This window comes from Flavimaribacter sediminis, from assembly GCF_019492055.1.
Lineage (GTDB): Bacteria > Pseudomonadota > Alphaproteobacteria > Rhizobiales > Rhizobiaceae > Flavimaribacter > Flavimaribacter sediminis.
The window spans coordinates 765472-777522 of the sequence record NZ_JAICBX010000001.1; the positions used below are offsets into that span (position 1 = coordinate 765472).

General features: G+C 59.8%; 11 protein-coding genes. 7 read left to right on the top strand and 4 right to left on the bottom strand.

The genetic code is table 11. The features are described from left to right. Window positions 1-69: 69 nt before the first annotated feature. The 3 genes from K1W69_RS03620 to K1W69_RS03630 are packed head-to-tail and all read right to left on the bottom strand — an operon-like array spanning window position 70 to window position 4356. A complete protein-coding gene (locus K1W69_RS03620; RefSeq protein ID WP_258570793.1) occupies window positions 70-1227 on the bottom strand; it encodes an efflux RND transporter periplasmic adaptor subunit in 1158 nt (385 codons plus the stop codon). A gap of 55 nt (window positions 1228-1282) precedes the next feature. Then, window positions 1283-3646 carry an ABC transporter permease gene (locus K1W69_RS03625; RefSeq protein WP_220226967.1) on the bottom strand — a complete coding sequence of 788 codons (2364 nt, stop codon included), beginning with the start codon at window positions 3644-3646 and terminating at the stop codon, window positions 1283-1285. A 2-nt stretch (window positions 3647-3648) separates the two neighbouring features. Further along, complete coding sequence (locus tag K1W69_RS03630) at window positions 3649-4356, bottom strand: ABC transporter ATP-binding protein (protein ID WP_220226968.1); 708 nt, start codon at window positions 4354-4356, stop codon at window positions 3649-3651. 384 nt (window positions 4357-4740) lie between these two features. Between K1W69_RS03630 and K1W69_RS03635 the strand changes: the two genes are divergently transcribed. The 7 genes from K1W69_RS03635 to K1W69_RS03665 all read left to right on the top strand — a co-directional run bounded on the left by K1W69_RS03635 (window position 4741) and on the right by K1W69_RS03665 (window position 10752). After that, window positions 4741-5025: a GlsB/YeaQ/YmgE family stress response membrane protein gene (locus K1W69_RS03635; protein ID WP_370688165.1), complete on the top strand. Its 285-nt coding sequence runs from the start codon at window positions 4741-4743 to the stop codon at window positions 5023-5025. 188 nt (window positions 5026-5213) lie between these two features. Further along, window positions 5214-6071 carry a formyltetrahydrofolate deformylase gene (purU, locus tag K1W69_RS03640; protein ID WP_220226969.1) on the top strand — a complete coding sequence of 286 codons (858 nt, stop codon included), beginning with the start codon at window positions 5214-5216 and terminating at the stop codon, window positions 6069-6071. 74 nt (window positions 6072-6145) lie between these two features. Then, window positions 6146-7696 carry a glycoside hydrolase family protein gene (locus tag K1W69_RS03645; RefSeq protein ID WP_220226970.1) on the top strand — a complete coding sequence of 517 codons (1551 nt, stop codon included), beginning with the start codon at window positions 6146-6148 and terminating at the stop codon, window positions 7694-7696. Further along, a complete protein-coding gene (locus K1W69_RS03650; protein WP_220226971.1) occupies window positions 7693-8418 on the top strand; it encodes an HAD-IIB family hydrolase in 726 nt (241 codons plus the stop codon). Before K1W69_RS03645 ends, K1W69_RS03650 begins: the two co-directional genes overlap by 4 nt. Before the next feature lie 36 nt (window positions 8419-8454). Beyond that, window positions 8455-9741 carry a glycosyltransferase gene (locus K1W69_RS03655; protein WP_220226972.1) on the top strand — a complete coding sequence of 429 codons (1287 nt, stop codon included), beginning with the start codon at window positions 8455-8457 and terminating at the stop codon, window positions 9739-9741. Then, window positions 9728-10093, top strand: a complete 366-nt coding sequence (locus K1W69_RS03660; protein ID WP_220226973.1) for a hypothetical protein — start codon at window positions 9728-9730, stop codon at window positions 10091-10093. The genes K1W69_RS03655 and K1W69_RS03660 overlap by 14 nt, the downstream gene beginning before the upstream one ends. Window positions 10094-10212: 119 nt before the next feature. Further along, complete coding sequence (locus K1W69_RS03665) at window positions 10213-10752, top strand: nucleotidyl transferase AbiEii/AbiGii toxin family protein (protein ID WP_370688166.1); 540 nt, start codon at window positions 10213-10215, stop codon at window positions 10750-10752. Between the two features lie 272 nt (window positions 10753-11024). On the opposite strand, the gene K1W69_RS03670 is transcribed toward K1W69_RS03665, so the two are convergent. Continuing rightward, window positions 11025-11843, bottom strand: a complete 819-nt coding sequence (locus K1W69_RS03670) for a sugar phosphate isomerase/epimerase family protein (protein WP_220226975.1) — start codon at window positions 11841-11843, stop codon at window positions 11025-11027. Window positions 11844-12051 lie beyond the last annotated feature (208 nt).

Sequence of the window (12051 nt, forward strand, 5' to 3'; positions counted from 1 at the left end):
ACGCTGTTAAGCGCCCGATCCGTAAGGCCAAACGATATTCAGGATCATGAGCGCCACGATGGCGCCCACCTAACGGCCATCCGGTCTGATTTCGACAAGCTTCCCGTCTTCCAGGACATCGCTCGGGTAGAGCACGACCATTTCGCCCGCCTCAAGGCCGCCGAGCACCTGAGCCACGGTATCGTTCATGCGCCCGAGTTCGACCTTTTCGAGCTTCGCCTTTTCGTCGTCAATCACGAAGACCGACCACGATCCTCCCGAACGGAATATCGCGGCGATCGGCACTGTGAGGACGTCGTCTTTTTCCCAGACGCGCAAATGGGCGAGAATCCGGAAGCCGTGGCCGAGGCTCGCCGGCACTTCGTCTATGTCGATGATGATATTGACGCGTTGCTCCTCGATTCCCAGGGAAGAAATCTTGGTGAAGGCGGCCGGCTCCACGGTCCTGACCGTTCCCTCGATCGCGTCCTCGCCGCCCCAGTCGGTGATGCGGACGCTGGCTCCCGGCCGGATGCGCGCGGCGTCGCTTGACAGCAGATCGACAACGATTTCGAGGTTTGCGGGGTCGCCGATCTCGGCGATCCGGGTTCCGGGGGTCACCGCCTGCTCGCTCCGGGTGAGGATCTGCAGCACGACGCCGTCGATCGGCGCGGTCATGTGGACGCAGCAACTTTCAGTATCCTCCACTTGCTGGATGTTCGTCGGCTGCTTCAGCCTCGCCAGCGCCGAATCCAGTTCCGCCTTGCGCAGGCGGATCGTCGCGTCGGAGCTTTCAACCTGCGCTCTCTGAAGCTCCATTTCGCTGAAGGAATGCTCCAGCTGGCTTGTGGAAATGGTCTTGCTCCTTGCCAGTTGCTCGGCCCGGCGATAGTTGGATTGCGCGAGGTTGTAAGCTGTTTCTGCTCTTTTCTTTTCGACTTCCGCAAGCGCAATGGCCGTTCTGGCGGCTTCGGCGGCCGCCCGCAATTCGGCGCGCGTCCGCTCGTCCAGAAAAGGCGGTTCCAGGGGGTGGATCGACGCGATGACGGTGGAATGCGCCGCGACGGGTTCGCCTTCGTCCAGCGTGGTGCGATCGAGATGGCCGGCGATCGGCGAGGACACTGCATAGACGTCCTTGACGCGGGTCACGCCCTCTTCGACGATCGTGACTTCCATATAGCCGCGCTCGACCATGGCGGCGTCCACGGGAACCGGACGTTCGCGGAAGGCCAAGTATATGCCTGCCATGACGGCAATTGCGATCAGTAATATTCCAAGCCGTTTCAACCAAACACGCATGGCGTCACTCTCTGGTTTTCAATACGCGGATGAGGTCGAGATGATCTACCCTCCGCCGGACAATAAGGACCGAGGCCACAGCCGCCGCGATGACGACCAGGCTGGCGGTTGCATAGGTCGACGTATAGATAATCAGCGGCACGCGAAACAGGTCGCTCTGAAGCCCCTGCATCACGGACCACGACAGCCCATAGCCTACCAGCCAGCCGACCGGCTGGGCTGCGAGGACGATCAGCGCGAGCTCGATGATCAGGACGCTGGAGACTTCGGCTTTCGTAAAGCCGAAGACCCTGAGACTGGCCAGTTCGCGCGCGCGCTCGGAAAGCTGGATACGCGCCGAATTGTAAATCACGCCGAAGGTGATGATCACCGCCAGCGTCACATAGATGGTGGACATGGTGGTGATGTTTTCCTCGATGGTCGCGCGAAAACGGTCCCGCGAGACGCCTTGCAGCGCAATCGAAGAAATGACAGGCGTGGACTTGATGACGTCGTAGAGCTCGTCAAGCATCGCTTCGTCAACCGATATGCGCGCGCCGGAGATCTGTCGCCCGTCCCGCAAAAGACGGTCCAGCGCATCGAGATGCATATAGGCGTTGAGGCCGATATAGCTTTGCGCCACCCCGACGACGGTGACGTCCTCAAGCCGCTTGTCGCGCTCAAGCAATTCGACCTCTACCGTCATGCCCGGCTCGAGCTTCAGTTTGGAGGCCACCCGTTCTGACAGAATGACGCCGTTTTCCGGCGCGGCGACCGGAAACAGATCAAGATCCAGAACTCTCGACAGATCACTGTCCGGCGTAACTCCGGTCAACGACATGCGTAATTCGCGATGACCATGCCTGAGATTGACCGGCGTCATGCGGTAGGGTTCGGCGCGCATGACGCCCGGCATCGCCGCTGCGGCGATCAGAGCCTGCGGGCCGCGGTCCACCGAAAACGTGATCGTCGCGTCCTGCCTGTCGGCGCGAAAGAAAATCGCGTCGATCATGTAGTCGATCGAATCGTAGGAGAAGAGTGACGTGATCAGCAACGCGACAGACATCGACGTGCCGAGCATGGTCAGGAACGACCGCACGGGCCAGCGCAGCAGGTGCCTGAACGCCATGATCGACAGTTGGGAAAAAACGCCGATCCGCTGCAAGGCGCCGACAAATGTGTTGCGATAGGTGGTTGGCGCGGGCGGACGCATGGCCACCGCCGGCGGAAGGGTGACGCTGCTCCAGATGGATTTCGCCGCTCCGGCGACGGCCGCGGCGATCGATACGCCGCCGGCGAGAAAGTAGAGATCCACGCTCTGGCGGAAAATCAGGAACGGGAACGAATAGAACTGGGCGTAGATCCGGGTGAGCCCGCGGCCGAGCCACCAGCCGGATACCGAGCCGATGAGGATTCCCGCCAGGGAAATCAGGATCACCAGCTTGGCGTAGTGCATTCCGACCGTCAGATTGCGGTAGCCGAGGGCCTTCAAAAGGCCGATCTGCTCGCGGTCGAGCGCGATCAGACGGGACAGGATCATGTTGACGAGAAACGCCGCGACCGCGAGGAAAATCGGCGGAATGACGGTCGCCATGGCGTTGAGCTGGTCCAGTTCCGCGTCGAGGAAGGCGTGCGAAATCTGGTCTTCGCGGTCATAGGCGCCGCCGCCGCCATAGGGTTTGAGGATCTCGTCGAGACGGTCGATGATCACGCGCGTATCGGCGTCGCGCGCCGCGGTGAGCACGACGTCGTTGAAGGCCCCTTCCATGTCGAACAGGCCGGACATCACCTTTTCCGGCATGAAGAAAATGCCGAAGCGTCGCGGGTCCGGCACCATATCGCCCGGACCGATCGCATAGATGTATTCGGGCGACAGGACGACGCCGACGATATTCAGCCGCTGCTTTCGTCCGTTGAAGATGGCTTCGAAACTGTCGCCGGGCTCGAAGCCGTGCGCATCCGCGAAGGTCTCCACCACGGCGACCTCGCTGCTGCGTTCGGGCTCCGGCAGCCGGCCGCGGCGCAGATAGAGCCGGTTGACCGCCGGATCCCTGAACTCGGGCAGGGAAATCGCCATGCCCGAGGCAGGCTCGCGCATGCCCTCGACGTCGATGAGAACCGGTTCGGCGATCCGCAACTCGCTCGACAGGACATCGGGTATGTCGGCGATGCGCGACTTGAGGTGACGCGGCGCCCGCACGGCCGAGGCAAAGACGGTGGCGAAGCGGTACCGGTCATAGAAGGTGGCGCGCGTTTCTTCGAGCGAGCGATAGGCGCCGACAGACAGGATGAGCGTGGCGACGCCGCAGGCAAGCACCATGGCGATGGCCAGCGACTGGGCCCACAGTCGCACGAAATCTCTCACGAGTTTGCGGTCGAGCATGTTCATGATCACCACACGACCTCTGAGGGTTCGATGCGCTGGTCATTGACCTGAACCTCGGCGATCTTGCCGTCGATGAAGGAGATGACGCGGTGCGCGATGTTCCGGATCGCCGCATTGTGGGTGATGATCGCCGTGGTGGTTCCGAGCTCCCTGTTGATGCGGGTCAACGCCTCCAGAACGATGACGCCGGTCTTGGAATCCAGCGCGCCGGTCGGCTCGTCGCACAGAAGCACTTCCGGGCGCTTGGCGATGGCGCGCGCAATCGCCACGCGCTGCTGTTCGCCGCCCGAAAGCTGGGCGGGAAAATGGGTCATGCGCTTTTCCATGTCGACCATGGCGAGCGCTTCTTCCGGTGGCATGGGATTGTCGGCGACTTCCGTGACCAGAGCGACGTTCTCCCAGGCGGTCAGGCTCGGAATGAGATTGTAGAACTGGAAAACGAATCCGACATGGTTGCGGCGGTAAAGAGTCAGTTTTCCATCGGAGAGTGTCGCCAGGTCCTGATCCCGGAACGTCACCTGGCCGGATGTCGGCCGGTCAAGACCGCCGACGATGTTGAGGAAGGTCGATTTTCCGCTCCCGGACGGTCCAAGCAGGACTGCGAGTTCCCCGCCGTAGAGCTCGGAATCGACGCCGTTCAGCGCGCGGACCTCGACATCTCCGGTGAGATATATCTTGGTGAGGTTTCGGGTTGTGAATACGGCTTCGTTCATAGGTGAGGGCCCTGATCTCGCCATACGGTTAAAGCGACTTTCGGTAGCGCGCATTGATGCCGATCAATCGGCGGTTATGCTGTCCTGCACCATAGAATTCAGTGACTTAAATCGGCGCTCGATTGACAGCGAATTGCGTTAGCCAGTAACTTTGGTCATTATTCGAGCTCGTTTTACACCTTAGTATTGTTCGATTGAAATTACACTGTCACCTGAAAGGGGCAGTCTGCACTATTCCGGAACAGGCTCCGGAAAGCCTTGTGCGGCGCATCTGAAGTTTTGTCGACAATGTCGTCCAGCCAGCAGGCGTCGTTTGTAGCCGAGTACGCGTTGAAGCGTTGGATTTCCGCATGAAAACATGCACTTGGGAAAAAGGGTTTAACCATGGAATCTGAAGTTGGCGCCGGAATGGGCGTGTTGATGGCTCTGATCATATGGATCATCATTGGCGGTATCGCAGGCTGGCTCGCCGGTCTGATCGTCAAGGGATCCGGGTTCGGGCTTGTCGGCGATGTGATCATCGGAATTGTCGGGGCCGTGATCGCCGGTTGGCTTTTCCCCGCACTCGGACTGTCGCTTGGCGGCGGGATCATCGGCGCGATTATCGCCGCGGTCATCGGGGCGGTCATACTGCTCCTGATCATCAGGCTTATTCGAAGCGTCACCTGATCGCATGCATACATTCAAGGGGGAGATTGTCGTCTCCCCCTAATTGTTTTCACTGCCTCCATTCGACGCCTTGTCATCGCTACACTGAAATGTATACATGCACGCGTTCCCGAGCCGGACGCGCGGCGCGGGACGCATAAATCCCCGCTGCGCGCGCCAAGGCGCGCACTTGCCTGACAGAGGTTTTCATGGATTCCAACCGCTTCATTATCGCCGCCCATTGCGTCAATCGTCCGGGCATCGTTTCAGCCGTTTCCACCGCGATTTTCGGGCTCGGTTGCAACATTCTCGACTCCCAGCAATTCGACGATACGGAGAGCGGCCGGTTTTTCGTGCGCATGGTGTTCAACCACGACACGGTCACGCTGGACGAGGTGAGGGCGGTTCTGGAGCCGGTGATGAGCGAACTCGACATGGAGTGGACGCTTCGCGACCGCGAACACCGCCGCAAGGTGCTGCTGCTGGCGTCGCGTTTCGACCATTGCCTGGGCGATCTTCTCTATCGCTGGCGCAGCGGCGACCTTGAAATGGATGTGGTCGGCATCATTTCCAACTATCCGCGGGACACCTACAAGCAGATCACGATGGGAGACATTCCGTTCCATCATCTGCCGATCACCAAGGAAACAAAGCCGCAGCAGGAACAGCAGATCACCGATCTGATCGAGGAAACCGGCGCAGAACTGGTCGTGCTGGCCCGCTACATGCAGATATTGTCGGACCAGATGTCACGCAGCCTGTCGGGCAAATGCATCAATATCCACCACTCGTTCCTGCCGGGTTTCAAGGGCGCGCGGCCCTATCACCAGGCGCATGAGCGCGGGGTGAAACTGATCGGCGCGACGGCGCATTTCGTCACCGGTGATCTCGACGAGGGACCGATCATCGAACAGGACGTCGAACGGATCAGCCACCGCGACACGCCCGAGGGTCTGGTTCGCAAGGGACGGGACATCGAGAGGCGGGTGCTTGCGCGCGCAGTGCGTTACTATCTGCAGGACCGGGTCTTCATGAACGGTAACAAGACGGTGGTCTTTCCGGAATAGAAAGACGCTGAATTCCGTTCCGACAACCGCCATGTTGTTTACACGGCTCAGGAAATCGGGTCAGTATCGCTGACATGTACGCTTCGCACGGATTTCTTCGCTCCGACATCGGCGATGTCGATATCGTCTGCCATGAGGGCGTCTACCACCTCTTTCATCTCGTCCTGCCCAATCATGACTTCATCGCCCATGCGGTCAGCAAGGACGGGATGGCTTGGAACCGGGTTCGCAACGCCCTGTTCGTCGGCGAGCCCGGCGAATGGGACGACGACATGCTGTGGACGATGCATGTCTCGCCCGACCCGGAAAAACCGGGCTCCTGGCGGATGTTCTACACCGGGCTTTCCCGCGCGGAATTCGGCCGGGTGCAGCGCGTGGGGCTCGCGCGATCGGACGATCTCTATCACTGGAAGCGCTGCAACAACGGCAATTACCCGCTGGAGATCGACGGCCGGTTTTATGAATCCAGCGCCGACGAGGGCCGCAAATGGGTGAGCTTCCGCGACCCGTTCTTCTATCGCGACGAGGAAAGCGGCGAGCGGCTGCTGTTATCGTCGGCGCGGATCAACGAGGGGCCGATCATCCGTCGCGGTTGCGTGGGGCTGGCGCGGGAGGTCGAGCCGGACGTGTTCGTGTTCGACAAGCCGTTGCATCGGCCGGGCCTCTACGACGACATCGAAGTGCCCAACCTGATTCGCATCAAGCACCGCTACTTCCTGCTCGGATCCATACGCGAAGACACGAAGGTTCATTACTGGTGGTCGGACCGGATCGAGGGACCCTACGAGAATTTCTACGACAATGTGCTGCTGCCGGAAGGCAATTACGCCGCAAGGATCTGCTGCTACGAGGGCAAATATCTGCTCTTCAACTTCTTCTCGCGGAAGGAAACGTTGTACGGGCGCGAAATCATCACACGGCTGCTGCCGCCGCCAAAAGAGATCGTCTCAGGCAAGGACGGCAGGCTGCATCTGAAATCCTTCAGCGGATTCGATGCGCTGGTCTGCGATTGCGAAACGATCAGCGACCCCGGCCAGATTTCCATGCTGTTCGACAATCCGCACGCCCGAGTCGAGGACCTGGACGACGGCATGCACATTCTTTGCCCGAGCGGCTATGAGGCGTTTTTGCTGCCGGGCCTGCGGCAGGACTTTCGCCTGCGCGCCCGCATCGAACTGGCAGGGCTCGGCAAATGCGGAATGGTGATACGCGTGTCGGAAGCGGGCGACGGCTATTACCTGTCGCTCGATCTGGTCAAGGGAATAGCGCAGATCCGGCACTGGGGCGCCAATCCGACGCCCGAGTTCGAACACGCCTTCACTTACCAGACGCTGCAGACCGGATATTTTCTGTCGAACATCATGCAGGGCGGATGGGAAATCGAAATCGTCTGCCATGGCATGTATCTCGAATTGTCGATCAACGGCCAGGTGACGCTGAGCCTCGTCGACGACGGTTTTTATGAGGGGCATGTCGGCTTCTACACGGAATCGGCCAATCTCAAACTTGGCGATGTCGTCATGCAGTCGCTCAGTCGACCGACCACCGAGCAGGACAGCGTGTATACGGCCACGCGGCCTGTCGACGCGGAGATCATTGGACCGGGTCCGGCCAGCGAGATATGACGCGCGAACCCTATCTGGTCGTCAGCGACATCGATGACACGCTGACTGGCGACGCGCAGGCGCTATGCGATCTGGCGGATATACTCGCAGCGCATCGGGACACCGTGCGTTTTGCGCTCAATTCCAGCCGCCCCTCGGCGAGCGTCGACAAAACCATTGAAACCGAATTTCCGCCGGGCTTCGAAGCCGACGCCTGCATCACCGCGATGGGGACCGAAATCCGCGTCGACGGCGCTTTGATCGGGGATTGGGAAGCCAGATTCAGCGACTGGCCCCGCGACGAGATTTTTCGCATTGTGGAGGCAGAGGGGCATCCGCCGCATGCGACGGAATTCCAGACGCGCTACAAGGTGAGCTTCGCCGTGCCCCGTGGTGGACCGCAGGATCATGTCCGTGAGATTCTTGCAAAAACGGGCGCGGATTGCCGGTTCATCGCTTCCGGCGCTGATGATTTCGATATCATCCCGTCGCTTGCCGGAAAGGACAATGCGGCGATTTTTCTTGCCGGTTTCCTTGGAATTTCCACCGAGCGCCTTATAGTTGCAGGTGACTCTCAGAACGATCTGGCGATGTTCCAGGTCGCATTCCGGGCTATCGCGGTGGGCAACGCCCGCCTGGAACTCCTCGATGCGATGCCCGTTAACACCAGTTACCGCGCGACCCGAAACCACGCCGCGGGAGTAATCGAAGGCCTCAGGCATTTCGGTGTGATTTCAGCTTAAATAGGCCGCGCTTTCGCTTGATCGAAAGGACCCTTCATGCCCGAAAACACTCTTGGCTCACTGATGATGATTTCCCTGCACGGTTATGTGGCGGGCTCTCCCGAGCTCGGCAAGCCGGATACGGGAGGCCAGGTCGTTTTCGTACTCGAACTGGCCAAGCGCTTTGCGCGGCTCGGCTACCGGGTCGACGTCGTCACCCGTCAATTCGAGGACCAGCCGGCCGAGGATCGCATCAACGACAATCTGCGCATCTGGCGCATTCCGTTCGGCGGATCCGATTTCATCCGCAAGGAGGACATGCACGACTGGTACGGCGATTTCGTCAGCAACCTGCTGGCCGCGGTTCGGGCGCGCAAACTGCACTACGACATCGTCAACAGCCATTACTGGGACGCCGGCGTGTCCGGCCAGAAAATCGCCGAAGAACTGCAGATCCCGCATATCCACACGCCGCATTCGCTCGGCTGGTGGAAGGCCAAGACCATGAAGGGCGCCAATGAGGCCGACTTCGCCGATTACCGCTTCGACGAACGGATCCAGAAGGAATTCGTGCTCTACCGCAATTGCGATCACATCATCGCGACGAGCGAACATCAGGTCCAGCTCATCGAGAAACAGTACGACATGCCGCGGGAGAACATCACGATGATTCCTCCAGGCATTGACGAGCAGCGGTTCACACCGGTTCCGCCGCAGAAGCTGAAAGAAATTCGCCTGAAACACGACCTGAAACCGACCGACGTCTATGTCGTGGGGCGGGCCGCCACCAACAAGGGGTACGACCTGATCATCGACGCGCTGCCGACCTTGAAGGAGCTGCAGCCGAAAGCGCGTCTTGTGCTTGCCGCAGGCGCCAATTCCGCCGCCGACAAGAAATTGCTGACGCGCTGGAAGAAGAAGGCCGAGGAGATCGGCGTGGCCGACAGTGTGGACTGGCGCGGTTATGTGGCGGACGACGACCTTGCGGACTATTACCGCGCCGCGGGCGTCTTCGCCCTGCCGTCACGCTACGAACCCTTCGGGATGACGGCGGTCGAGGCGATGGCCTGCGGCACGCCGACGGTGCTGACGACGCGCGGGGGACTTTTCGACCAGATCGAATTCGGCCGGCACGCCCTTGTCGCGGACCCGACGCGTCCGGTCGAATTCGCGACCATGATCAACATGGCCCTGCAGTATCCGTGGCTTCGCGACACGCTGATCGTCGAAGGCGCGCGCTTCGCCCGCCGCCAATTCGGCTGGACCGGCATTGCGAGGCGCACCATCGGCATATTCGAGCGCTTCAAGGGCCGTTATGAGCCGGAGCTTGATGAATCGGCGTGAGGTTGAAATTCCGGATGGTTGGGCTTTGACTTTGAATCGGCAGATGCATCGCAAACTTGATGGAAACCCGAGAAACTCTTATATTCCGGATGTTATGACGCATGACACGCAAACCGCGCTGCTGACGACTGTGAACGCTCCATACCAGAACCAGCTGGATGCGGGCGGGCTTGCTGCTGCGCTGAAAAGCGGGAATGTCGCTCTCGGTCAGGTGTCGTCGTTCTTTATGGAAATCGATGTTGAAACGCAGAAGGCGTTTGCGTTAGAGCACGGCATTTCCAACGATACTCTGGCGCATGTTGCGAGCGTATTCCAGGATTGGTCCGGCCAATCGGTCGCTTTGGCGACTTGAGCTCGTGTACGCGCCCTTCCCAATGGGAAGACCTCCTCCAACAAGCTTACAGAATTATCGATAACGTCAATCGCACCCACGACCTCCTGACGTCATGGACGTTCGGGGGCGGGACCGCAATGATGCTGCAGATCAATCATCGTGAAAGCCACGACATCGATCTGTTTCTCGATGACCCGCAGTTGCTGCCCTATGTCACTGCGTCGGTAGGAGAACTGGAGTTCCAGATTGGCGCGCCATCCTACAACAGCGATGGAGTCGGACATCTGAAGATTGCCTTTGAGGGTGTTGGTGAAATAGATTTCATCGTTACCGGGCACATACTGGACCCTTATGCCAAAGCGATTGAAATCCTTGGCAGAGAAGTGGACCTCGAAACCGTGCCCGAGATTATCACCAAGAAGATCAGGTTTCGCGGCGCCAGCATCCAGCCGCGCGACATCTTCGACATCGCGGCCGCAAGCAACGCCGGGTATGGACAACAACTCCGAGACGCCCTTGCGGAAATCGCAGAATATCGCGACACCGCAGCGCGCCGGCTCGACGCCCTCAACGAAGACTATGTGAACGCAACGATCCAGCAGCTCATGCTAAAACCAAATTTCGAAGCCACAGCCAGACATGCAATTGCAATTGCTAGAAGTCTACTTCGATCGTAGCAGGCCTGTTGTCCCAGTAAATTTCGGGTCTGCCGAGAGGCCGTTCTGGATCCCGCATCAAGTGCGGGATGAGGGAAGTTGGGGAGGCGGGGAGGAACGGATAGTCCGGTGTCCGCAGCATCCGCTGCGCTGGCTTTCACAAAAAGACTTTCATTTTCTCTTCGTCGCGGGAGAAGATCCGCGATCCAGGGACTGCCTGAGCACGTTTGCCGAGAGACGCCCGGGAACCCCGCGCCGGGGCGCGGGGCCAGATCGGTGGGAAATTGGCGTTGTTACCGGGCGAGGCCCTGCGCCTGCAGCCAGGCGATGGAGTCCGGTATGTTCGACTTGTCGCGGATTTCGATGATCAGGCGCGGATTGGAGTCCAGGAGCCCGAGGGCAGCGAAGACGGATTTCCAGCAGATTGTTCCTTCGCCCAGGCTCCAGTGGCGATCGGCGTAACCGTCGGCGTCCTGCAGGTGGATGTGGTTGAGCAGGTTTCCGGCTGCATGCACGTAATAGTCGACGGGCGGCGCGCCGGTTGAACCGTGCGCGTAGAAGGCGTGTCCGGTGTCGATCGAGACCCTGACGCTGTCGGAATCGAAGCTGCGGCACAATTCGACGCGGGCGTGCGGATCCTTGTCCTCGATGTTTTCGATGACAAGAACGCAGCCGATGTCTTCGGCGCGCTTGACGACGTCCCTGAGGGTTTCGTGACACCGCTCAACGAGTTGCGCCCGCGCCTCGGCGTAATTGTCGAGATTGTTGTAGTCCCACGTCGTGTAGGGCGAGTGGATGACCATCTGGTTCGCGCCAATGGTTTCGCAGACGTCGAGGCCCTGCATGAAGCGCTTCTGCACGACGGCGCGGATGTCCGGATCCTGCGAGGCGATGGTGAAGCCCCAGAAGGGGCCGTGAATGCCGATCCGGCCTTCATGGCCGTCCAGAAGCTGCTTCGCGCGCTCCGCGGCGGACTGCCAGTCGCCTTCGAGGAGATCGGCGGAGAAGAAATCCTGGATTTCGAGGTCGCGGGGAAGCTCCCGCATCAGGTCGCGATGTATTTCGTAGTAGTCGAGCGTCATGGCCGCGCCGACAATCGGTAATTCACTCATCAGAGATCCTCGTAACGGGAAGGGGCGGTCGGTGATGCGACCGCGGAACAGACAATGCGCCTGTTGAGGCTGCTCCTTCACATGATCACGAAGCGATGACAGACGGATTGCAGTTTGATTTCAGAATTATGATCCAACCAACGGCCGCCTGTGGAGCCGGGGCGGTGAAAATCCGCCGGTATGAATACTGTCACAAACAGCGCCTAGG